At 42.4% G+C, this 26,387-nt stretch carries 24 protein-coding genes and 1 tRNA gene; 9 read left to right on the top strand and 16 right to left on the bottom strand.

The genetic code is table 11. From position 1 onward, the window contains the following. Positions 1 to 12: 12 nt before the first annotated feature. The 3 genes from Q0895_RS12125 to Q0895_RS12115 all read right to left on the bottom strand — a co-directional run bounded on the left by Q0895_RS12125 (position 13) and on the right by Q0895_RS12115 (position 3,069). Positions 13 to 1,722, bottom strand: a complete 1,710-nt coding sequence (locus tag Q0895_RS12125) for a formate--tetrahydrofolate ligase (protein ID WP_299189292.1) — start codon at positions 1,720 to 1,722, stop codon at positions 13 to 15. Positions 1,723 to 1,774: 52 nt separating this feature from the next. Next, positions 1,775 to 2,458 (bottom strand): phosphoglycolate phosphatase, encoded by a 684-nt coding sequence (locus Q0895_RS12120; RefSeq protein WP_299189289.1) that lies wholly within the window; start codon positions 2,456 to 2,458, stop codon positions 1,775 to 1,777. 110 nt (positions 2,459 to 2,568) lie between these two features. Further along, positions 2,569 to 3,069 (bottom strand): DUF4385 domain-containing protein, encoded by a 501-nt coding sequence (locus tag Q0895_RS12115; RefSeq protein ID WP_299189287.1) that lies wholly within the window; start codon positions 3,067 to 3,069, stop codon positions 2,569 to 2,571. 194 nt (positions 3,070 to 3,263) lie between these two features. Between Q0895_RS12115 and Q0895_RS12110 the strand changes: the two genes are divergently transcribed. After that, positions 3,264 to 3,638: a hypothetical protein gene (locus tag Q0895_RS12110; RefSeq protein ID WP_299189283.1), complete on the top strand. Its 375-nt coding sequence runs from the start codon at positions 3,264 to 3,266 to the stop codon at positions 3,636 to 3,638. Between the two features lie 74 nt (positions 3,639 to 3,712). Here the strand turns inward: Q0895_RS12110 and Q0895_RS12105 are convergent. Continuing rightward, positions 3,713 to 3,788, bottom strand: a tRNA-Phe gene (locus Q0895_RS12105). Positions 3,789 to 3,913: 125 nt separating this feature from the next. Beyond that, positions 3,914 to 4,336 carry a hypothetical protein gene (locus tag Q0895_RS12100; RefSeq protein WP_299189281.1) on the bottom strand — a complete coding sequence of 141 codons (423 nt, stop codon included), beginning with the start codon at positions 4,334 to 4,336 and terminating at the stop codon, positions 3,914 to 3,916. A 294-nt stretch (positions 4,337 to 4,630) separates the two neighbouring features. Here Q0895_RS12100 and hisB point away from each other — a divergent pair, with 294 nt between their 5' ends. The 4 genes from hisB (at position 4,631) to Q0895_RS12080 (ending at position 7,769) form a co-directional block, all read left to right on the top strand. Continuing rightward, positions 4,631 to 5,257 (top strand): imidazoleglycerol-phosphate dehydratase HisB, encoded by a 627-nt coding sequence (gene hisB / locus Q0895_RS12095; RefSeq protein WP_058369767.1) that lies wholly within the window; start codon positions 4,631 to 4,633, stop codon positions 5,255 to 5,257. Between the two features lie 79 nt (positions 5,258 to 5,336). Beyond that, complete coding sequence (gene hisH / locus Q0895_RS12090; protein ID WP_299189279.1) at positions 5,337 to 5,972, top strand: imidazole glycerol phosphate synthase subunit HisH; 636 nt, start codon at positions 5,337 to 5,339, stop codon at positions 5,970 to 5,972. Positions 5,973 to 6,076: 104 nt separating this feature from the next. Next, entirely contained in the window at positions 6,077 to 6,454 is a 378-nt protein-coding gene (locus tag Q0895_RS12085) for a hypothetical protein (protein ID WP_299189276.1), read from the top strand. A 388-nt stretch (positions 6,455 to 6,842) separates the two neighbouring features. After that, positions 6,843 to 7,769 carry a DJ-1/PfpI family protein gene (locus Q0895_RS12080; protein WP_299189274.1) on the top strand — a complete coding sequence of 309 codons (927 nt, stop codon included), beginning with the start codon at positions 6,843 to 6,845 and terminating at the stop codon, positions 7,767 to 7,769. A 76-nt stretch (positions 7,770 to 7,845) separates the two neighbouring features. On the opposite strand, the gene Q0895_RS12075 is transcribed toward Q0895_RS12080, so the two are convergent. Further along, complete coding sequence (locus Q0895_RS12075) at positions 7,846 to 9,213, bottom strand: valine--pyruvate transaminase (RefSeq protein WP_299189273.1); 1,368 nt, start codon at positions 9,211 to 9,213, stop codon at positions 7,846 to 7,848. A gap of 386 nt (positions 9,214 to 9,599) precedes the next feature. Here Q0895_RS12075 and Q0895_RS12070 point away from each other — a divergent pair, with 386 nt between their 5' ends. From Q0895_RS12070 to Q0895_RS12055, 4 genes are all read left to right on the top strand, one after another. After that, entirely contained in the window at positions 9,600 to 10,547 is a 948-nt protein-coding gene (locus Q0895_RS12070; protein WP_299189271.1) for an NAD(P)-dependent oxidoreductase, read from the top strand. A 640-nt stretch (positions 10,548 to 11,187) separates the two neighbouring features. After that, the gene (gene drt3a, locus Q0895_RS12065) at positions 11,188 to 12,423 is read left to right on the top strand and encodes an antiviral reverse transcriptase Drt3a (protein ID WP_299189270.1); all 1,236 of its coding nucleotides are present in this window, start codon (positions 11,188 to 11,190) and stop codon (positions 12,421 to 12,423) included. After that, positions 12,424 to 14,442, top strand: coding sequence for an antiviral reverse transcriptase Drt3b (gene drt3b / locus Q0895_RS12060; protein WP_299189268.1), 2,019 nt, complete (start codon positions 12,424 to 12,426; stop codon positions 14,440 to 14,442). It begins immediately after the preceding gene. Between the two features lie 314 nt (positions 14,443 to 14,756). Continuing rightward, positions 14,757 to 14,948, top strand: coding sequence for a hypothetical protein (locus tag Q0895_RS12055; protein ID WP_299189265.1), 192 nt, complete (start codon positions 14,757 to 14,759; stop codon positions 14,946 to 14,948). Positions 14,949 to 14,969: 21 nt separating this feature from the next. Here Q0895_RS12055 and Q0895_RS12050 read toward each other — a convergent pair whose 3' ends face one another. From Q0895_RS12050 to Q0895_RS12005, 10 genes are all read right to left on the bottom strand, one after another. Continuing rightward, the gene (locus Q0895_RS12050) at positions 14,970 to 17,588 is read right to left on the bottom strand and encodes an FtsX-like permease family protein (protein ID WP_299189262.1); all 2,619 of its coding nucleotides are present in this window, start codon (positions 17,586 to 17,588) and stop codon (positions 14,970 to 14,972) included. Continuing rightward, positions 17,566 to 18,312 carry an ABC transporter ATP-binding protein gene (locus Q0895_RS12045; protein WP_299189259.1) on the bottom strand — a complete coding sequence of 249 codons (747 nt, stop codon included), beginning with the start codon at positions 18,310 to 18,312 and terminating at the stop codon, positions 17,566 to 17,568. The genes Q0895_RS12050 and Q0895_RS12045 overlap by 23 nt, the downstream gene beginning before the upstream one ends. A 68-nt stretch (positions 18,313 to 18,380) precedes the next feature. Beyond that, positions 18,381 to 19,202, bottom strand: a complete 822-nt coding sequence (locus tag Q0895_RS12040; RefSeq protein WP_299189257.1) for an arylesterase — start codon at positions 19,200 to 19,202, stop codon at positions 18,381 to 18,383. Positions 19,203 to 19,288: 86 nt separating this feature from the next. Next, positions 19,289 to 20,350: an alpha/beta hydrolase gene (locus Q0895_RS12035; RefSeq protein ID WP_299189255.1), complete on the bottom strand. Its 1,062-nt coding sequence runs from the start codon at positions 20,348 to 20,350 to the stop codon at positions 19,289 to 19,291. Between the two features lie 107 nt (positions 20,351 to 20,457). Continuing rightward, positions 20,458 to 21,714 (bottom strand): MFS transporter, encoded by a 1,257-nt coding sequence (locus Q0895_RS12030; protein WP_299189254.1) that lies wholly within the window; start codon positions 21,712 to 21,714, stop codon positions 20,458 to 20,460. 363 nt (positions 21,715 to 22,077) lie between these two features. After that, complete coding sequence (nqrM, locus tag Q0895_RS12025) at positions 22,078 to 22,323, bottom strand: (Na+)-NQR maturation NqrM (RefSeq protein WP_075103267.1); 246 nt, start codon at positions 22,321 to 22,323, stop codon at positions 22,078 to 22,080. Between the two features lie 119 nt (positions 22,324 to 22,442). After that, positions 22,443 to 23,537, bottom strand: a complete 1,095-nt coding sequence (locus Q0895_RS12020) for an FAD:protein FMN transferase (RefSeq protein WP_299189251.1) — start codon at positions 23,535 to 23,537, stop codon at positions 22,443 to 22,445. A 209-nt stretch (positions 23,538 to 23,746) separates the two neighbouring features. Then, a complete protein-coding gene (nqrF, locus tag Q0895_RS12015; RefSeq protein ID WP_075103265.1) occupies positions 23,747 to 24,982 on the bottom strand; it encodes an NADH:ubiquinone reductase (Na(+)-transporting) subunit F in 1,236 nt (411 codons plus the stop codon). A gap of 124 nt (positions 24,983 to 25,106) precedes the next feature. Continuing rightward, on the bottom strand, positions 25,107 to 25,715 hold the full coding sequence (gene nqrE / locus Q0895_RS12010; protein WP_058369755.1) for an NADH:ubiquinone reductase (Na(+)-transporting) subunit E: 609 nt from the start codon (positions 25,713 to 25,715) through the stop codon (positions 25,107 to 25,109). Next, on the bottom strand, positions 25,715 to 26,386 hold the full coding sequence (locus Q0895_RS12005; protein WP_075103264.1) for an NADH:ubiquinone reductase (Na(+)-transporting) subunit D: 672 nt from the start codon (positions 26,384 to 26,386) through the stop codon (positions 25,715 to 25,717). The genes nqrE and Q0895_RS12005 overlap by 1 nt, the downstream gene beginning before the upstream one ends. Position 26,387: the final 1 nt, after the last annotated feature.

Below are 26,387 nucleotides of genomic sequence, written 5' to 3'. Positions count from 1 at the left end.
TTTATGTTTCAGTTAAAACAGCCCAATAATATTACCAGCATTATCCAAGTCGATAAGTTCAGCTGAAGGGGTTTTGGGCAGGCCAGGCATTTTCATAATAGGGCCACAGATCACCACGATAAAGCCTGCGCCAGCAGAGATGCTAATATCACGTACATGGAGTTTAAAACCAGTAGGCCGACCCAGTAGTTTGGCATTATCACTAAGTGAATACTGGGTTTTGGCGATACAAATCGGCAACTTATCGAGATTGAGTGCTTCTAGGCGGCGTATTTTGGCCTCGGCCAGACTGCTAATATCAATATCATCTGCTCCATAGATTCGCTGTGCTATCGTGCGAATCTTCTTTGCAATACTATGGTCACTGTCATAAGCCAAACGAAATTGGCTGGGTTTTTGACAGTTATTACTGAGAAAATTTAGCAAAGTGTTTGCTAAATCTTCCCCGCCAGCGCCGCCTCTCTCCCATACTTGTGTTAGCGCAACTTTTACGCCTTTGGCTAGGCAAGCTTGCCTCACCAGCTCAATCTCAGCGTCGGTATCACTGACAAACTGATTAATGGCGACGACTACGGGCAGCCCATAGACTTCTTGCATATTTTCGATATGCTTCATAAGATTGGGCAGACCTTGCTCAAGTGCGATTAAGTTTTGATCGGTGAGCTTGTCTTTAGTCACGCCACCGTTATATTTTAATGCGCGAATGGTGGCGACGATAACGGCTGCGTCTGGTGTCAATCCTGATAAACGACACTTAATATCACAAAACTTTTGCGCCCCAAGGTCAGCGCCAAAGCCTGCTTCGGTGAGTGTATAGTCTGCCAAATGCATGGCAACTCGGGTTGCGATAACGGAGCTACAACCGTGGGCAATATTGGCAAATGGGCCACCGTGGACGATGGCAGGCGTACCCTCAATCGTTTGTACAAGGTTGGGTTTTATGGCTTCTTTTAGGAGTACTGCCATTGCCCCATGAGCGTTGAGGTCTTTAGCATAGATTGGCTGTTTGGCTTTATTATAGGCTATTAGAATGTTGCCTAGGCGCTGTTTTAAATCATTCAAATCTGTCGCCAAACAAAAGATAGCCATGACTTCAGAAGCGACAGTAATATCAAAACCATCTTCACGCATTACGCCATCAGTGGTTTTGCCAATACCGCTGATAATATGGCGCAGTTGACGGTCGTTCATATCTATTGCACGACGCCAAAATACTTGTTTTGGATCGATATCTAGCTCGTTACCTTGATAAATATGGTTGTCTAATAGTGCTGCCAATAGATTATTTGCCGCCCCAATCGCATGAAAGTCACCGGTAAAGTGTAAATTAATATCCTCCATCGGCAGTACTTGTGCATAACCACCGCCAGCTGCGCCGCCTTTAATCCCAAACACGGGACCGATGGATGGCTCACGTATAGCAACTGCCGTTCTCTCACCGCTGTTTTGTTGCTTATGAATGCGGTTCATAGCATCAGCCAAACCGATAGTGACCGTGGTTTTGCCTTCGCCAGCGGGTGTTGGGTTAATAGCAGTAACCAGTATTAATTTACTCTGCTGATTTTTAGCTGGCATGGCAAACACATCGGCTGGATTTATTTTTGCCTTATAGTGTCCATATGGTTCGATATTAGCGGCGGTTAAACCAAGTTTTTGTGCGATGTCGTTGATAGGGTGTAAGGTAGCATTTTGGGCGATGGCAATATCGCTGGGTACGATCATATCAAAGGTCTCGTCACAATTTTAAAGGGTAGTGTAGGATAAAGAGAGCTATTTACTTATTTTTTAAAAGGTAATCAACCAAAGCGGCAAAATCATCAAATGCTTGAGTAGGATTTAGCTCCCGAATATCTTGTCCATAGTTATAACCATAAGACAGGCCAAGGGTGTCCATATTGGCTTTTTGTCCAGCCAATATATCGTTTCTTGAGTCGCCAATCATAATCGCTTGTTCTGGAGTAGCATTTAGGGCCTCACAGACGTGTAATAGTGGCGCAGGATCCGGCTTTTTGAGAGTTAAGCTATCCCCACCGAGCACGGCACTAAATAAGTCCTGCCAGCCAAAGGTTTGCAGGATTTTCGGTACAAAACGTACAGGTTTATTGGTCACTAATGCCAACGTATAGCCTGCTGCCTTTAGCTTTTTTAGTCCATTGTCTACATCTGGGTAGGCGACGGTTTTGCTACCGCTAATATCTTTGTAAACGGCAAAAAATACTTCCTCTGCATGATCGGCTTCATCAATCTTCAATTCACCTTCTAACACTTCGATCTTCCCTACTAACGCGCGTTCAACCAACATTCTTGAGCCATTACCGACCCAATTACGTATGGTGTCGAGAGGATAGGTCTCTTTGCCAAGCGTGGTCAGCATGGCATTGGTCGCATCAGCCAAATCGGGCACACTATCAATTAAGGTGCCATCGAAATCAAAAATTAGCAGTTGTTTGTCTTGCATAAAATTTTTACTCATCAGTGTGTATATAAAATGTCTTTGAATGCGCCTTATCTAGGTCCTAGCCACTAAGCATAGCAAAGATTTAAGATTAGAATATATATTACGCTGACTTATTCAACCTCTTTATAGCGCGCGTGGTGTTCCTTTTTCATCTTTAGATAGGTTTCATTTTTGCGGCATTCATCCCATTTTTGTTTAAAAATACGGGCAGATTCTGCTTTAATTGGATCTTCCTCTTGCCGTGGTAGCTCTTCTCGACCATGGGCCCCGCTTTGACCTTTTTTATCATCAGGTACCGCCCCTTTATACTTTTTGCCGCCTTTATGATTGGCATAGCGGCGGGCGCGGGTATAGCCCATCTGAATAAATTTGCGCGCCATATCTGCACCGACAAAGTCATCATCCGCCAGATAATCTAAAAACATCTGATAAATAGTCTCGCTGCTTTCTGTCGCAATATCAGGCGTGGCAAAGCGCCAGTGCGGTAGGATTTCGGACTTATAAGGCTCTACCAGTAATACGCCTTGTTCACCGCGACCGACGCGATACAGCTCAGGCTGTGCGCGCAAATCTAAGTTTTTATAATCCAAATCATAATCAAACTCTCTCATCGTTTTTTCCTATTCGTAGTCATCTTTTTAGTATTTAGCTATCAAATTTATCATTATCAAGACTATCGAGTATACTGAGCACCCCTGTCTAAAAAACAGCACAAAAATGTTATGTAACCGTGACAGTAAGCGTTTAGCATGAGAAGCGTCGTTAGTAGAAACAATCATTGGGCAGGCCTCAGCAGGTAGATGTCATGACAGTTAGTAAAAATATCGTAAATAAAAGCAGTCTAGCTAGCTCGACTTTTACGATGTCATTAAAGCGCGCATTCATACTATCAGCGCTGATGCTTGTAAGTGTGCTAAGCACTAATGCCGCTCATAGCGCGTGGTTTGAGCGTTTGATACCGCAAGGCGAGAGTTATACCGTGAGCGAGATAGATCGTGATTTGGCATTCGTGATTGATGGTTTTATCTATGATGCCCGTACGTCTTGTTTTTTAGCAGTGAGCGATCGGGTGATATTTTTTGAAGGGCGTCACGGTATTGATTACCGTGCCACGATTTATGACCTAGACTCGCGTGAGCGCTGTCAGCTGCTCTTACGCGGCCGGTTGTATCAAGAATAGATCGAACCAAAAATTAAACATAAAAAAAGCCCCAAACATTGCTGTTCGGGGCTTTTTAGAATTCGTCAAACGAATGGTGGCTCGAGGCAGGATCGAACTGCCGACACACGGATTTTCAATCCGTTGCTCTACCTACTGAGCTATCGAGCCGTCTCGTTGAGGTCGCTATTAAACTAAATATACGCGTTGCTGTCAAGCTATTTTTGCATAATTATGAGAAAAGCTTAAAAATGGGTGGGTATAAGCAGTCAAAATAAAGACAATGTTACTTTTGCTCACTCTTTAACACGCAGTAGCTCATACTCGCTCATAATACGATGAATGTCTGTATCAACAGGGACAAACTCACGAACACCTTTTTTAACCTCAGCATCATAGACCAATTTAATAAACTTGGCATCAATGGCGCGGCCTTTATTTTGCGGGTGTACGGTCAAATACTGCAAGCGCTTGGCATTGGTTTGCCCGTCATCGAAGCAGGCAACAGCGGCGATGGGTTTATCATTAAACATACCGACGTATAAATATTGCCCACGTTTAAAACCTTGCGCAACGATATTTAATACTTCTACGCCACTAGGCTGCGTATCATCGCTATCGTATAAGGCATGCAAGCGCTCAGACAGCTCATTGTCGCGGGCAGGCTTTTTGATAAGGGGCGCGTCCAAACTATTGATAGCGATGGCTTCTAAAGGCATGACAAATTCCTATTGCTATTATTTGATATAGCATTGCTTGATGGGGCGTGGGTAATCATGATTGATAAAACTTGATACAGTATTTTAGCAGAATAGGATGATTTTGTACGTGGTTTAACGCGTGGTCATGGCGGTAAATGGTAGGGTTTGCTATGATAAGGTTATTATTTTTTAACGTTATTAATGATAACTAGCTTTTTTGACTATTTGTGTTTTATCGTTCTCACATTTGGACCCCGTCGGGCTTTTTTAGGCCTGTTTTTATTGTTTGCTTTTCATTGATAGAGAGTAGCCATGACAACTGATTCAAACTTAAATCTACACGGCCGCCCAGCACGCACGGCCACCGTTGAGCGCAATACTGCTGAGACGCAAATCACTTGCACAGTCAATCTTGATGGAACCGGTCAAGGGGTTGTCGATACTGGTGTGCCATTCTTGGATCACATGATTGATCAAATCAAGCGTCACGGTTTGTTTGACTTAGATATTAAATGTACGGGCGATACCTTTATCGATGATCACCACAGTGTTGAAGATACTGGCATTACCCTTGGACAAGCCTTTAATAAAGCCCTAGGCGATAAAAAAGGCATCCGTCGTTATGGGCATTTTTATGCGCCACTTGATGAAGCTTTAACGCGCGCAGTCGTTGATCTCTCAGGTCGTCCGGGTTTGCATATGGACATTCCTTTTACCCGTTCACACGTAGGTAAGTTCGATGTCGATTTGTTTAGCGAGTTTTTCTACGGCTTCGTTAACCATTCGTGGATGACCGTGCATTTAGACAATCTCAAAGGCAAAAACAGCCATCACCAAATTGAATCTACCTTTAAAGCCTTTGCGCGTGCACTGCGTATGGCGTGTGAATATGATGAGCGTGCGCTTAATACCTTACCGTCGACCAAAGAGGCGTTCTAAAGCGCACTTAAGGCTTTTCTATAGAGTGTCAGCCAAGCTGAGCGTACTATTAAAGCGATTCAAAAATGAGAACCAATTAATGACCAAAGTAGCATTATTAGATTATGGCATGGGCAATTTGCACTCAGCTGGCAAAGCACTATCAGCGGTAGGTGCAGACGTCTCTATCACCAATGACCCAAAAGTCGTCGCTGCTGCCGACAAGATTGTTTTCCCTGGTGTCGGCGCCATGCGCGACTGTATGATTGGTATGCGTGAAGCTGGTATCGATGACGTCGTGCGTGACGCCATCTTTAACAAGCCTGTCATGGCCATCTGTGTGGGTATGCAAGCATTGTTTGAGCAGTCCGCGGAGAATGGCGGTACCAAATGTTTGAGCATCTTAAATGGCAACGTAGAAGCCTTTGACCCATCGTGGACGGATGAGCAAGGCGCGACGATTAAAGTGCCGCATATGGGATGGAATACTATTACCGAAATGAATAATCGTCATCCATTGTGGCAAGGCATCGAGGATAACGCGCACTTTTACTTTGTACACAGCTACTACTGCGCGCCTGCCGATAGCTCACAAGTGGCGGCCGTTTGCGACTATGGTCAGCCGTTTTGCGCCAGCATTATTCAAGACAATCTGTTCGCCACCCAATTCCATCCGGAAAAGAGTCACACTGCTGGCTTGCAACTGCTAAAGAACTTCGTTGAGTGGGATGTGTAGTCGGACAAAACAGTATATAAGTTTGAGAGGTGAGTTAACGTCAACGTAGCTCACCTTTTATTATTGGCCTCAGCTATTGTTAGCTATTATGCGCGGAAAACTCAGTGGACTTTACGACCTTTAAACTAAACATCGTTGATATGACAGGCCTCGCTAAAGACGCCCTACATATCTATATCGGTGTCGGCGTCTATCTGCTTTGCTTGTTTATATTGCGCCCTATCATTAAAAGTCAGAATATCAGAGCCTTTCTCGCTCTTATTGTCGTGATCGGTGTTGCCATAGCAGGTGAGTATTTAGACAACCGCCATATTATTAGGCCAAGAGGGTTTTTTGCATTAGGAATGATAGACATAAAGGCAAGCCTGCATGATTTGGTCAATACCTGCTTGCTACCTTTTGTGCTGTTTGCGCTTAGTAAATGGACGACCATCTTTCAGGCTACCAATTCACCGAGTAAACTGTTAAAGAAAACCCGTTAAAAATAGCTAATACTTAACTATAGTCAGTTCGAAATAAAATCGATACGCTCATACTAACGTGCAACTGGTATAAATTTTCCTTGCTTGCTGTGTCTACGCTGACAGAGGCTTCGCAAAATTCATACCAGCTGCACTGTATCGGTTTTAAAGTAAATTAACTAAAGCCCTCACTATTTAGCCGATTAGCATTCAACCGCTTAGCATTTTCGCAACCCGCGCTTTACAAAGTTTACGAAAGTTAAAAAGTCTTATCTGTTTAACGCTTCTTCAGTTTGTTACCTTAAAATTAAAGGGTAACGTTATTTACTTGTCTCTTTGATTTGTAGATTTTGACTATTAATCAATTCGTTATCCGTACAGTATAACCAATAATAAAATAGGAAAAGCTATGAATATTAAAGACTTGAATATCCAAGAAATATTAGACAAAGCCAAAGACACGTTAGGATTAGAGCCACAAGAGACCGAAGCAGGAATTTATATACCCTCGACATCATCGCTAAAACTAGCAGCACCGAACAAAACCAACTACGACAATACTGAATACGATACACCGTACACAGGCAATAAAAAAATTCTCATGGTCTGCACTGAAGAGCAATACATGACTATGGAAAACGGCAATAAGTTCGATACTGGTAACCACCCCGTTGAGATGATGGTACCTTTGTTGCATTTTAAAAAAGCAGGTTTTGATGTGGACGTTTTTACGCCAACAGGAGAGTCTGTCAAAGTCGAACAGTGGGCGATGCCAGAAGAAGATGATGACGTCAACCAAATCTACGCTGAGTATGAGTCAAAGCTGCAAAATCCAAAAAGTATTGCCGACTTTGTCGAAAACGACATGGCAGATAGCAAAGACTATGCAGCGATCTTTATTCCGGGTGGTCATGGTGCAATGCTAGGCTTACCTGAAGACAAAAATCTTGGTGAACTGCTTCGTTGGGGCTATGATAAGGATTTATTTACCTTAGCGATTTGCCATGGACCTGCAGCTTTACTGGCTGCTAATTTGCAAAGTCCTGATGGCTCCGATGAAGTCAGCAACTCTGAGCGCGACTTTATTTTTAGTGGCTATAAGATAGTGGCGTTCCCAACGGGAATGGACAAGCAAATGCCAAAGTTAGGTTATCTGCCCGGTACGATGCCGTGGTACTTTGGGGAGAAACTAGAGGAATTAGGCGTCACTATTGATAATAAACTCGCCTCAGGACAGACACATCAAGATAGGAAGCTCATTTCAGGTGATGGCCCGCTAGCGGCTAATGACTTTGGGAAGATGAGTGCTAAAGCGTTGTTAAAAGAGCTTAGCTAAAGAGTTTGTAAATATACATAGCAAAAAAAGACGGACTATTAGCTAGTCCGTTTTTTACGTTTAAGGCTAGGGCTTTTTATTTAGCCTTATCATACAGCTCACGCACCACTTCACCAATCACTGCAATACCATCAGTGAGCGTCTGCTCATCCGCGGCGATACTCATACGAATACATTCATGCGCGTGCTGATAGTCGCTGACATCGACACCGGGGAAGAAGAACTGACTTGGTACAATGAGCGTGCCTTTGTCTTTAAGACGCTCGTACAGCTCAAGGGTGGTAATCGGCAAGTCTTTAAACCACAGCCAAAAGAATATTGCGCCTTCAGGCTTATGAATCATCAATGGATAATCACCCAGCGCTTCTTTTAAAAGTCTTACAGCCAGTTTTGCTTGCTGCTGATAAAACGGCTTGATGTCGTTATCAGATAGCTGCTTGATACGGTCATTTTCTACCAATGGCTTGGCAATAGCAGCACCAAAGCGGGTAGGGGCTAGGTTAACCACTGCATTCATGGCACTGACCGCTGCGATCACTTCAGGAGCTGCCACGATGACACCTGTACGCACCCCCGGCAGGCCAATCTTGGAGAGACTAAAGCAAAGAATGGTATTGTCATCCCAGCTTAGCTGCACGTCAGAATAAATGATATTAGGGAAGGGCATACCATAAGCGTTATCGATGATTAGCGGTACATCATAGCGTTTGGCAATCTCGGCTAAGTGCTCCATTTCTTCATCAGTCAAGACGTTGCCCGTTGGGTTGGTCGGACGTGAGCAGCAAATCGCCCCAATACGACCTTCTTTGAGCGCTGGTAAGTTCTCTAACGCCTCAAAATCCACACGATATTTAAAGAAGCCTTCTTCGCCATCATGGCTGACTTCGTCAATATGCGGCAACACCGACATAAAGTGCTGACCATCGACGTGTACATCACTATAGCCAATATATTCAGGGGCGAGTGGTAGCAGGATAGACTTATCAACCGTTTGTTCATCCGAGTTGTGCTCATCAAGCTTATTATCACTAAAGGCTCCGCCAAATAAATTGAACAAATAAAAGAAAGCGTTCTGGGAACCATTGGTCAGTGCAATATTGTCCGCGCTCAAGTTCCAATCATAATGACGATTAAAGAACTCGACCAACGCATCAATAAACGCCGCATCACCTTGAGGGTTTGAGTAGTTACTCATACTATTAAGCGCAGTGTTGTCCGAATGCTTCTCTTTTATGCTGGCATCTCGTTCGGCATTGAGGATATCTTGCCCAAGCGCTTGGTAGGTCTGCAAAAACACTTCATTGACCGCATCGATCCGCGCCGGATTACCACCGCCGAGCATATTGACTGGCTGATCGCTTTTGAGCGCATCGCCTAGATCATCCATAAGCTGAGAGATGCCCGTCGGCTGGGTAAATTTCTGACCAAACTTGGAGAATTTCATAAGGTTACCGTGCTGTTTTAAAGAAGTGTAAGGGAGGATTTAATCGATAAATTTAGGCTAGTATAACAAATGTCGAAGGTAAGGGGAGTAAACAACCTGGCTTGATACAGCGCTTACTATATAGTCGATACTAAATAAAATAGATACACTGCATTAACACGCTAGACTGGGATAAATTTTTCTTGCGTGCTGTGCCTGCGCAGATAGAGGCTGCAAAAAATTTATCCCAGTCTAACTGTATTCTTTTTATACTGACCTGACTATACAAGAGCTTGTCCGATACCCAACAAACGCTAACACACCATCAGCCGCAATCCTTATATAGTACTTGCTAAATAATGGACCACTACTAAATGGATTACTACGATTAAAAAAAGGAGTCCCTCATGAAAGCCGTATTACTCGATGAAAAAAGATTTGTCGCCGACCTTGCGCGACCTACCCCCGAAAAAATAACCGACTACGTCACCTTTGAAGAAACCCCACAAGACAACCAAACCATCATTGAGCGCTGTCAAGATGCCGACATCATGATGAATGGCTCCCTACGTATCGAGCGTGAAGTGATTGAGGCGCTACCCAATCTTAAACTCATCCAGCTCCTCTCTGTCGGCTCCAACCATATCGACAAACAAGCCTGCGAAGACAATGGCGTCACGCTCCTTAACGCACCAGGTTTTGCCAGCGCCACCGTCGCCGAGCACACCATGATGCTACTACTTAGCGCCATGCGTGCCAGTATCAATTACCACAACAAAGTGAAAAGTGGCGAATGGAAGCAGAAGGGGCGAGCCGATATCATCGATGCTGAGGCCATTGATCTTGAGGGCTTAACCATCGGTATGATAGGTATCGGTGACATTGGCAAGCGGATTACCAAGCTTGCCAAAGCCTATGACATGAATGTCCTGTGGGCAGAGCGCCAAGGTCGCAAGCCTCGTAATGACGACTACACCGATTTTGAAACCGTTCTGAGCAACTCCGATGTCATCACCATACATTGTCCGCTCACCGAGGAAACCAAACATCTCATTAACCAAGATACCCTCAGCAAAATGAGCAAAAAACCGTTACTGGTCAACGTCGCCCGTGGCAAGATTGTCGATAGCGAGGCCCTAGCTAGCGCAGTCAGACAAGAGCAAATACTCGGCTATGCTACTGACGTATTTGAACAAGAACCTGCTGGCGAAAATGACCCGATTGTCCAGCTTGCCAATGAAGGTCATCCTCGCGTCATTCTAACCCCGCATATGGGTGCAGGCAGCCGAGCCTCGCAAGTCAAACTATGGAAGATAATCACTCGGCAAATCAATGACTTTATTGAAAATAGTTAGGATTAAAATAACTGAGATGTGAATTGAGAGGGTTTGATACTTGGGGTTTTAAGGGCTTAATGTTTTGGAGCTAATCCTGCTTTTCGCTTGTAGTTGGCAGTCTGCGGCGCACAGCACCTAGGCACAGTAGCGTTCCAACGTCCGAGCGATCATTCCTGTGCAAGGTGCTGTAAGCGCCACAGTCCACCAAGCTACCGCTACAATCAGGGCTAAAAAACCTTACTATGGCTAAGTTCACTATGATAATTAAAACCTTAACTCGAGTTTGGACGGTAGGGTGCGTTAAGCTTGTCAAATTCTCGTAGAGAATGAAGGTAAGGTGTAACTCACCGAATAATCTCCACTATTATGTTCAGTAAACTTAGATATAATTTGGTGAGTCGTATGTTTGCTATCGTAATTAACTCTACCAGTGGCTCGTTCTTTAGCATGAGTGCCGGGCTTATTTATTGAAAAATGACGATTGGATTTTAGGGAGTAGTTACGGTGTATGAGCTCAGGTCTTAGGGGAAAGTAGAATATAAATTTTTCATATCAATAATAACAAATACTTCATATAATTAGATTAATTTAGGGTAAAACCTAAATTATGTAGGTAAATAGATATAATCTAAAAAACACGAGAAAAATTGAGTTTAATATGACAAGACAGGCAATTACACACAAGACACTCGATAAGCATATCTATAGTAGTGATATGTCTAAACATACTAACTCAATAAAATCGAAAGAGAAAAAGAAAATTCTAGATAAGTCTTTTAACTGTTCCAACTCATTAACTGAATGTTTTGAAATCCAAAAAATAATTAAAAACAACAAACCTTATTATAGTTTGAAGAGCTTTCATCAAGTAACACTAGCTCGCAATTTAACATCAAATATAAGGTTACCATTAAAGAAAAATAAAAGTAGAAATGAAATATCTCGTCAGCTTTTACAACATCTAAAAGAAGGTACTAGCTACAGAATATATCGCCTAGACATCAAATCGTTCTTTGAAAGCATTAATATTGATACTATCAGAAAGGCTTTGACTCACAAAAATATTAGTAATCAGACTAAGATATTAACTGAAAGAATTATAGACGATGTACAAAATTCTGGAGGAATTGGGTTACCGAGAGGACTTGAGTTCAGTCCATCACTTGCAGAACTAGTTCTTCAAGACTTCGATAATAAGGTTCGTGTTCAAAATGACGTTTTTTTCTACTCAAGATATGTAGACGATATAATAATTATCTCATCGGGATTTGAGGATAAGAAAAAGTTTCTAAGGCTTATAAAGTCTTTCCTACCTAACGAGCTTTCTTTTAACTACAATAAGCAAAAAATAATAGATGTACCAAAAAGGAAACAAATATATTCTGAAGTAGCAGTTTTCGAATATTTAGGGTATGAGTATAAAGTAGAAGATAATCAATTACAGAGTAAGAGCGCTAATCAGTCGATATTTAGGGAGGTTCGAGTTTGTCTGTCTCAATCCAAAATAAAAAAAATAAAAACTAGAATTTATAGAACTATTTACTGTTATCTAAAGACCGGTGATTATAAGTTACTAGAAGACAGGCTAGCTTTTTTAACTTCGAATAGATTAATGAAAGATAAGAAAACAACAAAAGTGTTTGCAACAGGTCTTTACTATAGCAATGTCAATATAGATAGTAGTTCTGAAAGCCTTAAAAAAATAGATGTTTATTTAAGAAGGTTGATACTTAAAGCGCCTATGAGTAGTAGAGTTGCAAACAGTCATACTCTGAGTAATAGTCAAAAAAGATTACTACTCAACTATTCTTTTGAAAAAGGATTTCTGAATAACAACTATAAAAGATTTTCTCCAGACAGACTTCGACTTATCAAAGACGCTTGGAGATACTAAATGAAACCAATAAAGTTGGATAAAAAAGATTATTTTAGAGCTTTGCTGACAGATACGATTCCATCCGATGTACCTATAATATTTAGTAATGCTGGACTATATATTAATAGTCATATAGTCAAAAATGATAAAGACAGCCAAAGAACAAAAGTTGTTAAGTACTTATACGATCTGCTGATTAGACCCGAATTAGATGAGAATTTATCAGTTAAAAAAAGAAACGAACTTCAAAAGAGTAAGTCTGAACCATTTAAATATAAGATAATCAAGAATGAGCTTAGACTTAGAACATTGTCTTTAGTACATCCAAGATCACAAATGAATTACCTCGAAGTGTATAGAGAGAATTCTGACATGTTATTATCATTATGTGATAAAAATAATTTCTCAATTAGAAGTCCTATAAGAATTTGTAATTCCTTTTATCTGAATAAAAAAGAGCCAGAAGTATTACAAAGGTCTTATAAAGAGGTTCGAATAGATACTATTGAGGAAGAAATTTTTAAAAAACATTCTTCTTCATTCTATTCTTATAAAGGGTACGATCGTATATACAAGTTCTACACGTCTCCTCTCTATAGAGAGATGGAGGCTAAGTTCTCACACATGTATATGCTAGATGTTGCTAATTGTTTTGACAGTATATATACACATACAATCTCTTGGGCTTCTAAAAATAAAGACTATATAAAAGGTAGTTATGTCAGATGGAGTAATCAGTTTTCTCAAAAACTAGATACTATAATGCAGAGAAGTAACGCTAATGAAACTAACGGTATTCCAGTTGGATCAGAATTTAGCCGTATTTTCGCAGAAATAATATTTCAAGATATTGATACGAATATCGAGAAAGAGCTGGATACTGTTTACTCACTTTATAATAAAGAAGATTATCAGGTACTGAGATATGTAGATGATTATATTGTTTTTGGGATGACGGATGAAATCTGTAAAACAGTTTCTGCTGTTATCAGTGACCGCTTATCGGATTATAATCTTTATATTAATAACGAAAAATTATCTAAGTTTGAAAGACCTTTTTTTACTGAAAAATCTAAAACGATAGTAGCTTTAACAAGGTGTTTAAATTATTTTGAAAGTAAAGTATTTCAGGAAAATTACTTAAAAAAACGTGAGTATTTGCATAGTAAAATCTATAGAAAAGATAGGTTCATGAACAAATTTATGGATGAAGTAAGACTGGTTGTCAAATCAAACAGTAATAGCGGCTATGCTCAAGTTTCATCTTATTTAGTATCCTTTTTTACAAACCGGATAAGCTATTCTATTGAATTTTATGATAAATATATTACTAATGAAGGCTCGAATGAAGTTTTTATTAGTAACATAGAATTAATGATAGAACTGATATTTTTTTATTACAAAGTTTATCCTACTATCAACGCTTCAAGTAAAGTAGCCAAAGTAATAATATCTTTACTAGATTTTCTTGAATCTAATATTAATCTTAAAATCTACTCGCCAAGAATAAAGAGTCTTGTTGTTAATACAATAAAAGAAATTAGCTTTGATAGATATAAAAGTGAGAGGCGCAAAGGGTATATATCTATTGAAAAGCTAAATGTAGTGCTAATAACTAGTAACTTTGGAGATCACTTTAGACTTCCACCTAATTATTTTGAAGGCTTAATTAATAGTAGTGATGACCTTAATTATTTTGAGATTATTTCTTTGCTTTATTATTTCAACAACCATAGTGAATATATCGAAATTAAGAATAAAGTTATCAGTATAGCTATGAGTAGACTTAGCTCATATAATGTAATTAAGGATGATTCTGAGTTAGTTCACTTATTACTAGATTTACTATGTTGTCCATACATTCCTTTTGATGTAAGAGTAAGAGCTTTGAAGTTAGCTAATGATGATATAAAGCAACTACCCCATACGATTGAATCTTGTGTCAACGTGCTTGAAGATAGCTACTGGTTTGTAAATTGGAGAGATTTTAATATTAAACGACTTATAGAGCGTAATGAGTTGAAATTACAATATTAATGGGTTATCTTTCTAGGTAGAAGGGGATCATGCCAATATTACTTTCCCTCTGAAACAGCTTCGTCTATAGTGTTTTAGATTGAGCTTTCGAGCAAATCGGATAGTTGTAAACAGAAATAAATCGTTATAATAAGGTTTATGTGGGTTTGCCGACCTTTCATGAGCAACTTCCTGAGCGCATATAATAGCAGTATTGTGTGCCACACACCTGATGTTGAGGCATCCTCCTTCCACTTAACGTTTCTGTAACGCTCTTAAAGATCATTCTTTCTTAAATGAACTGTCTGGATACTCTATATCTTCTTTAAAGTTGTTTGAATAGTCGCCTTGGGGTGCGGTTTAACCCTGACAGTAGCGGCTATCCTGCTGACGATAATGGCGATGCGGACTTGGCTGGAGGTGGTGTCGAGGTAACAGCAACGCTACCAGCTACTGTAGTCCGCATGTTATTGGCTAAGCAGATAATAGCGGATAGTAGGTTTCCGCTACAAATAATCCCGCATTAAAATTTACTAAACTTCCGACCTCTAAATCATAGCCCTAACCCTTGCCATAATCCCACGTCCAATCACCAAGCGCACATAAATAATAGCAATGCCAAATAACAAGGCAACTAATGCTGCACCGCCAATGCCTAAGCTTGTCCACGGCACACTAAAGCGTAGGTTAAACCATTGGGTAATCGCAGCCCATGCGCCAACGCTGGCGATAACCACCGCAAATGTCGCCGCACTAATACCAAGCACGCTTAATTCTAGGATATTGAGCATATACAAGTCGCGCTTTTGCATCCCTAATAGCCTAAACGAGGCGCTCTCCGTCATGCGATCTTGCGAGGTGGACAGGAGCGAGCTAATCAACACCATGACGCCCGTCAGCAATGCTAGCAGCGTAAAGACATAGACCAAGCGGCTCATTTGTACCACCAGCTCTTGGACTTGCTCAGCGATTGCCGTACCGTCAATGGTAGTGACGGCAGGGAATTCGCGTACCAGTTTGCCTTGCAGCTCTGGGATAGCATCTTCTGCCACATGCGCGGTGGCAAATTGGATTTGCGGGGCAGCAGATAGCACCGATGGCTCAAACAAGAAATAAAAATAAGGACTTGGGCCACGCTCGTAACGTGAGCGAATACTGGTAATCTGCCCGACGATTTCGATACCTTGAATATTAAAGACCACCCGATCACCCATGCCGACATTGAGCATACCTGCCGCGGTATCTAAAATAGACAGTGGTGCAATCTGTGGCGTTTGGCCTTGTTGACCATCAGCTTCGATAGCCTCGATAGGCGAGTACAGCTCATTGTCTTCTACCGCATCAGTGATAAACTCAGTGTCCATCACCGTATCTGCGTAGCTTAAGTTAAAGACACGGGTGGGCTCATCAAAGCCATCAGCAGGCTCGATATCTTGTGCGGGTACATCATTCGCGGTGACCACACGTGCGCGAATGACCGGATAGTAGCTCACTGGCGCACCGATTAAGTCATTAATATCTTCATGTTGATCGCTTTGTACATCTAGCAAAAATAAATTGGGCGCATCTTCAGGATACGCATTAATAAACTGGGCATTGATACTATGATTGAGTGTGGTGATGAGCGTGAGGACAGCGACTGATAGCGATAGGGTGACAAAGAACAGCGCAGACTGGTTACCTTTACGCGCAAGGTTATGAATAGCAATGCGCTTCATCCAACTGATATCAGTATTCATCGCCAATTTGGTCAGCAGCCATAGCCAAGCGCGTGCCAATAGCCAAAATATCGCCACAAAGGCAATTAAACCAGCAAGTAGCTGCGCGCCGAATGTTAATGAGCCAACTTCATAAGCAAAAAACACATACAGTCCTACCAGCATCAGCCCGTACCATAGTAGGGGTAGGCGTCGATACCAAGGCAGGTTTTGTGATTGCTGACTAGCACCTTGATTGAGTAAGGTTGCAGGCTTAGTAATGCTAAGAGTGCTTAAGCCGCGCTGGGCAATCAGTAAGGTCAGTACGAGAGCGATTATGATGGTTTTGATTATACTGACAGGGTTGATGGCTAAGCCAACGTCTGCTGGCAGGATGGCAATAAGGTACGGCTGATCAATTTGCAGTAAGCCGAAACTCAGTATACTCGCTGCGATACAAGCGATAACAGTGGTCGCTATCAGTAGCTGATAGTAGCTACGTTTGAGAGAATTGAGCGGCTCACCTAAGGCCAAGCGAATCGCATTATTAGACTGCTGCTTGGTCACAAAAGCCGTGATGACCCCATACATTGCCACTGCAGATAATAGCAATACCGCGATGACCAGTAGTTTTAAAAACATCAATACATTGTCAGAGATACGCGATATTTGCGTGTCCTCTGAATCGATATCAGATAGTCTAATATCAGGGTAGCTGGTCAGGGTTTGCTCTAACTTCTCACGTAGTGGCTCTATGGTTTCAGCGTCTCCTGCCATCTCAATGCGATAACGCACGCGGCTACGTTGACCGAGTAAGTTGGTTGCTTCCAGTGCGTCCGCTTGCATGAGTACATGCCCGCCAAAGTCAAAGGCACTGAGCGGACGGTCCGGCTCTTTGGTCAGTACATCGCTGATGGTAAATTGCCCTTCGCCAATAGTAATGCTATCGCCAATACTGGCATTGATACCTTGCAGGACTTCTGGCGCGACGACCACGGTGTCAGGCTTGAGCTGTTGCCATAACGGTTTGTTTGATGCCGTTTCTGCTGTTCCGTATAGCGGATAAGCAGGCGTGATACCTTTGACGCGCACCAGTAAGGTTTGCTCGTCGGTGACGACCATAGAGCTGAACTGATGATCGTAGACGATTTGGTCGTCAGGTAGGGTTTGGACTTGCTTTAAAATGTCCGCTGGCCAGTCTTGATTGCTCTCAAGTATCAGGTCGCCACCGATTAGCGCGCGCTGATTGTCAGTGATGTAGCTATCAACAGACTGCTGGATAGAGTCAAGAGTGAGGTAGGTGGCAAGCGATAGTGTGAGCGTTAATAAATACAGCACTGGATATACCCAGCGCCGCCACCAGCTGCGACTTAACGCTTGCGAGCCTAGATCGCGAGTAAAAAGCTGGCTTATCATACCACCGGAATAATTTGACTCTTTATCCATATTATCCATTAAGTGTCGATCCATCTATCATACCGTCATGCATGGTAATAACGCGATCCGCCATGTCAGCAAGCGCAGGATCATGAGTCACAACGACGAGTGCTGAACCCGTCTGCTGGCGTAAATCTAATAGCAGGTTCATTACTTGATCAGCATTTTGCTCATCTAGATTACCTGTTGGCTCATCAGCAAATACAATCTTTGGCTGCGATACCAGTGATCGAGCCACCGCCGTGCGCTGTTGCTCACCGCCTGATAGTTGATTGGGTAAGCTGTTACGTCGATGACCCAAATCGACAGCTTCAATCAATTCGTTGACGCGTGCTTTATTCGGACGTCGAGCGATATCAAGTGGGAAGGCAATATTTTCCGCCACCGTCAAAGTTGGTAATAGGTGAAACGATTGAAAGACGAAGCCCATATCACGTTGACGAATCACAGCGAGAGCATCTTCATCAAGACTGCTTAATGTCTGTCCAGCCAGCTCAACCGAGCCACTATCTGGATAATCTAGCGCTGCTAGCAAACCAAGCAAAGTTGATTTACCTGAGCCTGACTTACCCATAATGACCACGAACTCGCCAGCATCGACATGAATACTAACGTCCTTGATAATAGACAGCGATTGCTCACCGACTTGTACGGTTTTAGTGAGATGCGAGGCAGTAAGTAAGGCTTGCTGTGCAGAATTTGATATAGATTCTGATGTTGGTGTTGATGATGGTACAGTCGAATTTGATAAGGTCATTACAGGGTCTCAGTTGACGTATTGTCTGTTACTTGCGCTGGCTTGCTAAGTGTTGTTAATCAGTCAAATCAATTGCTTTCATTCTCTATAAGTGCTTCTTCTACAAGGGCTTCAAGCTTAGGCGCTAAGATTGGCAGGATATTATCATTAACGATAATCGTGTAGCCATCTTTGGTTGGATGAATGGCATCGGTTTGGTTGAGCTCAGGGTCACCGCCCACACCGTCTAAAAAGAACGGAATCAGCGTGACGTTCATATCTTTAGCGACGCGTGGATAAATCGCGGCAAACGAGTCTACGTAGTCAGAGCCAAGATTGTCATAAATTTGCATGCCGCCCAAGATGACTTCACTACCATTATCTTGTAAGCGTTTGACGGCGGTACGGATATTATCCTCAACCGTTGCCACATCGATACCGCGAATAGCGTCATTAGCACCGATGGTCAAAATGGTAATGTCAGGCTTGGTTTGGGCCACCCAGTCTAAACGATTGACAAGACCCGTACTGGTCTCACCGCTAAGTCCTGAATTGACGACTTTGACGTTCTTGTAGCCCATGTCCTTTAGCGTTGCTTCCAATTGGGCAGGGTAATTGTCATTAGAATTTACACCTAAGCCTTCGGTCAGAGAATCGCCAAGTGCCAAGATAGTAATAGGTTGCTCAATCGGCGCTACGTCATTTTGCTCAGCCGTTGTTTCACGTGAAACCTCATTAGTAGCATTGTTAATGGCTTCCGTTTGAGGCGCATCTGTCACAGGGTCTTCAGCATTGGTATCAGCATCATCGGCTGGACTACAAGCCACCAATGCTAAGCTAGTCAGTAGCGCCAAGCTAAGTTTCTTTGATAAAAATTTAGATAAATAAGGCTTTATTAAAGGTAACGGCATAGTAATCCCATCGCATGACTATTTTTGTATTATGACGCTTATAGTAGCAATTTTGCTGGTAGCTGGCTGTCTAAGATTGGTTAGTGTTATGCAGAACTTTTGCTAGCCAAAAACGCATTTATTGCCTGATAGGTTTGCTTGCAAATATCAGGATTAAGATTTTCCATATTAAGGTAAGCATGAATGACTTTATCATAAGTGATGTGCTGCGTATTGACGCCAGCTTTGTTAAGTTTGGCAGCATAAGCGACACCTTCATCGTATAAAGGATCTACCGCTGCATTGATAATAAGGGCGGGCGGCTGATGCGCTAGCTCGTCCAAACTAGCGAACAGAGCAGATTTTGACTTTCTGTCTTCACCGTGCTGAAAGTATTGGTCAAAATACCAGTCAATGCGTGCTTGACCAAGCAAATAACCATTGGCGTATTTCTCAATAGAGGGACAGCTCGTGGTAAAGTCGACGCTTGGATATATCAGTACTTGAGCGCTGATGTCATTTATTACGCCTGACTCTATTGTTCTAAGATCACGTAGCAGATTGGTGACTAATGCACCGCCATGACTGTCACCTGCCACCACGATATTGTCAGCATGGATTTGCTGGCGAGCGAGTAGTTTATTCAAGCCAAGTAAAGCGGTACAAGCATCGTTTTGAGCACAAGGGTAAGGGTTTTCTGGCGCAAGACGGTATTCTGGGGCAACAATAATGTGCCCTGTATACTTCGCTAAACGGCATAAAATTTGATGATAAACAGAGACACTACCTGCTGTACCACCGCCACCATGAAAGTACAGCATCACAGGTAATGGCGTTGACTCAGTTTGGTCTGTTGAAGCATTTGGTAAGCTGGGATAAAAAAGGCGCACCGGTACATGATAGGCCAGCACCTCACAAGCGTCGTTAGTTGACGCTTCACATTCGATGATGTCATCGACTATTAGCGCCACATTCACGGCCTCGGTGACAAAGGTATGGGTTAAATTTGCCAGACCGTCTCTCGCGTTAATAGCGTTAGGGACACTGCCTGTTTGCACAAAGGCAGGCAGCAGCTGTTCATTTAATACTTTTAAATAATCAGTAACAGCGGGTAGCAGTTCGACTTGGTTTTTAGCATCAGCCTTGTTGTACTTAATAGAGTCGCTCATCTTCATTCCTTTGAGTTTATCAGTAGTAAAGTGCATCTAATAATAAATGACAAGCTGGCATTGCTAATGGTTGCTAATAGCTAAAAATACATCAAATAGGTTTTAAGCTAAACCGGACGACCATCGACCATCACCGGACGACTCACCGTCCAAGCAAGCACAACGTTGATAATCATTAAAATTAGCATAATAAGCAACGATAAATCCCAGTCACCAGTTGCTTCATGTAACCAACCAGTCCCTAATGGACCAAAAAACGCTATCAAGTACCCAACGAATTGTGCCATACCAGACAGCTCGCTAGATTGATTGGTTGTATAAGTTCGTAGCGAGAACAACATCATGCTCAAAGTAAAAATAGCAGAGCAGCCGATACCCATCATCCCTGACCATAACCAAGCAAGATCAGTAGAAAAATAACTAACCCCTAAAATGCCAACGACGTTGAGCGCAGCAGCAAGTACAGCCAGCGCCTGAATAGGACGGCCACGGTTGACTAGCCACGTCAAACTTAAGATAGAAATAGGTGCCATAAATTGAAACACCGAACCCATCTGTCCCGCTTTAACGGCTGATAGTCCCTGACTTACCCAAATAGACGGTAAAAAACTGGCAACGGTATAAAACAGCAATGACTGTAAGCCCATAAAGACAGCGATTTGCCAAGCAAAAGACGTCCGCCACATAGAGATCTCTGAAGATCCTGACGTGGGTAGGGCGGCCGTTTGATGGCTAGATGAGCCAAGGCGCAAGCGTAAAAATATCCAAATAACAATCGCAAAGATACCTAATAGCGACCAACCGCCAAGCGCCCATTGCCAGCCTACCTGCTCAGATAGTGGTAATACAACTCCTGCTACAATACCCGCCGACACCGTCATCGTCAGGCTAAATAGACCAGTAATCAGTGGAATATGATTGGGTGTACGCTGTTTTATCACTGGTGCCGCTAGCGTATTGGCAAAGCCGATGGCTAACGTTAATAATAACGTACCACTTAAAAACCCAATCCAAGTGGGTATAACAGTACGAATAATCATACCCGCTGTTAATAGTGCAATCATCGCAATCAATGTATTTTCAAGTCCAAAACGCTTACCAATCGCTGGCGAGATAAGCGCGCCCACTGCAAAAGTTAGCATAGGCACAGCGCCCAACCAACCAATCTGAGTTTCAGAAATATTTAAGGCATCCTGTACCACTGGCGCAACAGAACCAAGTGCCACGATTGGTGCACGCATATTGGTGGCGAGCAAAACCATGGCACATAGTACGAGCCAAAAGGTAAAACGTGAGGAGGGCAACTTAGATGCGGGCGAAGTATCTAAATGAGACTTTGATTGCAAATTGGATGAAGTAGACATAGCAGCACGACTATCATTAGAATAAGAAAAAAGACACGTCATTGAACAGCGTCGATAGAGTCGTCGCTTGCACATAACACCGAAGAAAACGCACCTTGAGGGTGGCTAAAATCGTCAATCAGAACTTAAGAAATACTTGCAGAATGCAAGACACGCGAGCTTACTACCCTGATAGACAGGATAAGTACAATATGCGAGTAATGAACTCGAAAAGTTAATGATAAGTCATTCTTATACAAAATGACTCATAAAAATTTGATAGCACAACTAAAAATAGCGTTCGATCATATTTAAATGACCGAACGCTATTATAGGAACAAATGATGAGTAAATACTACCAGCGTATGGTAACAAGCTTATAATTTATACCGATTTACCCAATTGAGCCGCTTTTAGTGCATTTTCTTGTTGTTCCGCGATAATGGAGTCACACTTGTTAGGATCATTGCCACAAAACGAGCAGTTTTCATCACCCATTAATTTAGCAACGCCACCGCAAGAGCCTCTGAGTGGTTTTTTCTTGACCATATAACCAATACCCATAAATACAAAAAACAGTATAAATACAGTAAAGGTAATAGCGAGCATAGGAAGCAGTTGGCTAAGCATAGAGGAGACCTCAAGTTTAGAAAATAGAGTCATCTTTAGTGATAACTATCTAATAGTATAGCAAATTTTTACGCTTTGCGTTTGTTGTTAATACATTCTCAAAACACTACAAACAAAACTTAAGGTTGCTTATCAGCACGTAATGCTTGCATCGCAGGAGTCTGGACTACTTGCCAATCATCGACATTGTCTAGAGAGTCATTGATCTGTACACCATCGGCCAATACGACAAACAATGCTGCTAAATTTTGCTTTTCAGCAAGTTTTAATGCTTTTTGATAAGGCATGGCAGTCAGCGCAGTTGCCCATGCATCTGCTAGTGCTACCGAGTCTGCTGCTACTGTCACCGAAGGGGCGCCACCGATAATAGGTTTGCCGGTCGTAGGGTCAATAGTATGACTATAGTGCTTACCATCAAATATGACAGAGTTACGATAATTTCCTGAAGTTGCTAGATGCATTTGATTATCAGTTTTTATCGGTTGACGAATAGCTGTAACTGTCTGACGTTCGCTAACAGTGCTGCCTTCAATAGGCGCATCAATGGCAATCTGCCACGGCTGCTGCTTATTATTAACTCCCGAGGTCGCAATCTCACCGCCGATCTCAACCATATAGTTACGAATGTTGTAACGATCTTTGAGGACATCAGCGATGACATCGACACCGTAGCCTTTCGCTACTGCCGAAAAATCCAGACCAATACCATCTTTGGTCTTATAGAGAGTTTGGTCTTGCTTTACGACGCTATCAAAATCTACCAATGCTTGCGCTTTTGCAATTTCAGTTGCACTTGGTGGGCTTTGTAAGCGTTCGACAGTCATGGTACTACCAAACCCCCAAGTATTAATAAGCGGTATGACAGTTGGATCAAAGGCTCCACCAGACTGTGCATAGACTTGTCTTGAGATATCGAGTACGTGACTAAAGTCAGCATCGATCGTAATAGGTGTGTCTTTGCCCAACTGATTAAACTTGGAAATAGTAGAATCACTTTGATAAGTCGACATGCTGTCATTGATTTGCTGTAAACGCTCATCAATTGCAGCTTGGACATCTGCCTCAGTTACCTTTTCTGGTAATTGATAACTGATATGATAGCTGGTACCCATCGTCTCACCGATCAAATAATTATAATCAGGCGGCTGTTGACAGGCGGTTAAACCAGCTAAACTAAATGCTGATACCGTAAATAATAGAGTGTTACCTGCCATCTTTCGTCTATCTTGAGACTTAATAGCAAAAAAACGTGTTTGAAGTTTATTTTTATTAAACATTATGAATTTATCCAACAGCGAAAATGGATTAAAAAAAAAGAGCGCCACTGTTGACGCTCTTTTTTATGTTTTCATGTTGACCGTCAAAATAAACGTTAGTCAAAATAAAAAATTATTTGTTCAACTAACTATGGTTGCTAACCAATTTAACCACCGAAATCATCAAGCATGATGTTCTCATCTTCCACGCCAAGGCTATGTAGCATGTCGATAACCGCCGCGTTCATCATCGGTGGCCCGCACATATAATATTCACAGTCTTCTGGGTTTGGATGGTCTTTTAAGTAATTCTCTAGTAGCACGTTATGGATAAAGCCGGTCGGACCGTCCCAGTTATCTTCTGGTAATGGATCAGACAGCGCCACATGCCACTCAAAGTTATCAAACTCTTCTTCGAGCTGGTCGTAATCTTCGACATAGAACATCTCACGAATCGAGCGCGCACCGTACCAAAAGCTAATCTTACGCTTAGAGTTTAGACGTTTAAGCTGATCGAAGATGTGCGAGCGCATTGGTGCCATACCAGCACCGCCCCCAACAAAGATCATCTCGGCTTCGGTATCTTTGGCAAAGAATTCACCATACGGGCCTGATACGGTCACCTTATCACCTGGTTTTAGGCTAAACACCCAAGACGACATCTTACCCGGTGGTATACCTTCAGGGCCACGCGGTGGTGGACTTGCGATACGGATGTTAAACTTGATGATACCTTTTTCTTCTGGGTAGTTGGCCATCGAGTACGCACGAATGACAGGCTCATCGACTTTTGAGACGTATTTGAAGACGCCGAATTTTTCCCAGTCTTCGCGGTACTCTTCATCGATATCGAAGTCTTTGTAATGTACTTCATGCGGCGGTGCTTCTAGCTGCACATAACCACCAGCACGGAAATTGACTTCCTCACCTTCTGGAATTTTAAGCACCAGCTCTTTAATAAAGGTTGCGACGTTATCGTTAGAGACAACTTCACATTCCCACTTTTGCACATCAAAAAACTCAGGATCAATCTCGATTTGCATGTCTTGCTTAACAGATACCTGACAAGCCAAGCGCATATGATTACGGATTTCACCTTGAGTAAAGTAGCCTTCTTCGGTGGGCAGGATAGAACCGCCACCTTCAATAACACGGCAGCGACATTGAGCACACGTACCACCACCACCACATGCAGAAGATAAAAATATACCTTCACTAGCAAGGGTTTGCAGTAGTTTTCCGCCTGCTGGAGTCACCACATCATTATCGGGATTATCATTGATATGAATAGTAACATCGCCTGAACTGACCAGTCTTGAGCGTGCTGCCAAAATAATGGCAACAAGACCCATGATGATCAAGGTAAACATAGCAACGCCACCAATCGCCGTAGCATAATCCATGATATGTATCCTTAATCTATGGGGTAGGGGTGCGGGCGCATAAATTTATTGCTGTACCCGAACACCTACCGAATAAATGAATTAAATATGTCAAATCGCTAAATAAGTGTCTAAGCTTAGCGGTTTAAATGGACATGCCACCGAACGACATAAAGCCGAGAGACATAAGGCCAACCGTAATAAAGGTAATACCAAGACCACGTAGCGGTCCTGGAATATCTGAATACTTAAGCTTTTCGCGAATACCTGCTAGCGCAGTGATCGCAACTGCCCAACCAAAACCTGCACCAACGCCATATACTACTGACTCGCTAAAGTTGTAGTCACGCTCAACCATGAACAAGACGCCACCTAAGATTGCGCAGTTTACCGTAATTAGCGGTAAGAATACGCCAAGCGCGTTATATAGAGCTGGGACAAACTTGTCCAAAAACATCTCTAGAATCTGTACAGTCGCAGCAATAAGACCGATATAGCTTAGTAGACCTAGGAAACTAAGGTCGATATTAGGAAAGCCTGCCCATGCTAGTGCACCATTTTTCAGAATGAACTGGAACAGCAGGTTGTTGAGTGGCACAGTAATCGCCATCACGACAATAACAGCAACCCCAAGACCTATGGCAGTTGAGACTTTTTTGGACACAGCCAAAAAGGTACACATACCTAAGAAATAGGCAAGCGCCATATTCTCAATAAAGACTGAGGTTATAAATAAACTAATATAATGTCCCATTAGTGACCGCCTCCATGTGCCATGCCTTTAGACTGCGGCTTCATTACAAACTCGGCTTCTTCAATCTGTTCTGGCTTCCAAAGACGAACGATGGCGATAAATAAACCAATAATGAAGAACGCTGATGGTGGCAACAACAATAGACCATTTGGTAGATACCAACCGCCATCAGTGACTGGTTGTAAGATAGTGATACCAAACCACGTACCTGAACCTAGTAATTCACGAATAGTCGCAACGAACAGTAATACTGCAGAGTAACCAAGACCATTACCAATACCATCTAAAAAGCTTGGTACTGGTGGATTGCTCATAGCAAATGCCTCAGCACGACCCATAACGATACAGTTGGTAATAATCAAACCAACGAATACTGATAAGCCTTTACTCACATCATAAGCGACGGCTTTTAGCACCTGGTCGACCAAAATAACCAACGAAGCAATAATTGTCATCTGTACAATAATACGAATACTTGATGGAATTTGCTTACGAATAATTGAAATAAAGAAACTAGAAAAAGCGGTTACCAATGTCAATGCCACACACATTACCAAGGCATTCGACATACTCGTCGTTACCGCTAACGCCGAGCAGATACCTAATATCTGTAAGGCGATAGGGTTATTATCAAAAATAGGCGAGGTTAAAATACTTTTTGTGTCAGCCATG

The sequence above is a fragment of the uncultured Psychrobacter sp. genome (genome assembly GCF_947495825.1).
Taxonomy (GTDB): Bacteria; Pseudomonadota; Gammaproteobacteria; order Pseudomonadales; family Moraxellaceae; genus Psychrobacter.
This window is presented reverse-complemented; position numbering and strand designations above follow the sequence as displayed.

Excerpts from the sequence above, each read along its gene's own strand:
- Q0895_RS12125 (WP_299189292.1), bottom strand. The coding sequence starts at position 1,722 with ATGATCGTACCCAGCGATATTGCCATCGCCCAAAATGCTACCTTACAC.
- Q0895_RS12120 (WP_299189289.1), bottom strand. The coding sequence starts at position 2,458 with ATGCAAGACAAACAACTGCTAATTTTTGATTTCGATGGCACCTTAATT.
- Q0895_RS12115 (WP_299189287.1), bottom strand. The coding sequence starts at position 3,069 with ATGAGAGAGTTTGATTATGATTTGGATTATAAAAACTTAGATTTGCGC.
- Q0895_RS12110 (WP_299189283.1), top strand. The coding sequence starts at position 3,264 with ATGACAGTTAGTAAAAATATCGTAAATAAAAGCAGTCTAGCTAGCTCG.
- Q0895_RS12100 (WP_299189281.1), bottom strand. The coding sequence starts at position 4,336 with ATGCCTTTAGAAGCCATCGCTATCAATAGTTTGGACGCGCCCCTTATC.
- hisB (WP_058369767.1), top strand. The coding sequence starts at position 4,631 with ATGACAACTGATTCAAACTTAAATCTACACGGCCGCCCAGCACGCACG.
- hisH (WP_299189279.1), top strand. The coding sequence starts at position 5,337 with ATGACCAAAGTAGCATTATTAGATTATGGCATGGGCAATTTGCACTCA.
- Q0895_RS12080 (WP_299189274.1), top strand. The coding sequence starts at position 6,843 with ATGAATATTAAAGACTTGAATATCCAAGAAATATTAGACAAAGCCAAA.
- Q0895_RS12075 (WP_299189273.1), bottom strand. The coding sequence starts at position 9,213 with ATGAAATTCTCCAAGTTTGGTCAGAAATTTACCCAGCCGACGGGCATC.
- Q0895_RS12070 (WP_299189271.1), top strand. The coding sequence starts at position 9,600 with ATGAAAGCCGTATTACTCGATGAAAAAAGATTTGTCGCCGACCTTGCG.
- drt3a (WP_299189270.1), top strand. The coding sequence starts at position 11,188 with ATGACAAGACAGGCAATTACACACAAGACACTCGATAAGCATATCTAT.
- drt3b (WP_299189268.1), top strand. The coding sequence starts at position 12,424 with ATGAAACCAATAAAGTTGGATAAAAAAGATTATTTTAGAGCTTTGCTG.
- Q0895_RS12050 (WP_299189262.1), bottom strand. The coding sequence starts at position 17,588 with ATGGATCGACACTTAATGGATAATATGGATAAAGAGTCAAATTATTCC.
- Q0895_RS12045 (WP_299189259.1), bottom strand. The coding sequence starts at position 18,312 with ATGACCTTATCAAATTCGACTGTACCATCATCAACACCAACATCAGAA.
- Q0895_RS12040 (WP_299189257.1), bottom strand. The coding sequence starts at position 19,202 with ATGCCGTTACCTTTAATAAAGCCTTATTTATCTAAATTTTTATCAAAG.
- Q0895_RS12035 (WP_299189255.1), bottom strand. The coding sequence starts at position 20,350 with ATGAGCGACTCTATTAAGTACAACAAGGCTGATGCTAAAAACCAAGTC.
- Q0895_RS12030 (WP_299189254.1), bottom strand. The coding sequence starts at position 21,714 with ATGTCTACTTCATCCAATTTGCAATCAAAGTCTCATTTAGATACTTCG.
- nqrM (WP_075103267.1), bottom strand. The coding sequence starts at position 22,323 with ATGCTTAGCCAACTGCTTCCTATGCTCGCTATTACCTTTACTGTATTT.
- Q0895_RS12020 (WP_299189251.1), bottom strand. The coding sequence starts at position 23,537 with ATGGCAGGTAACACTCTATTATTTACGGTATCAGCATTTAGTTTAGCT.
- nqrF (WP_075103265.1), bottom strand. The coding sequence starts at position 24,982 with ATGGATTATGCTACGGCGATTGGTGGCGTTGCTATGTTTACCTTGATC.
- nqrE (WP_058369755.1), bottom strand. The coding sequence starts at position 25,715 with ATGGGACATTATATTAGTTTATTTATAACCTCAGTCTTTATTGAGAAT.
- Q0895_RS12005 (WP_075103264.1), bottom strand. The coding sequence starts at position 26,386 with ATGGCTGACACAAAAAGTATTTTAACCTCGCCTATTTTTGATAATAAC.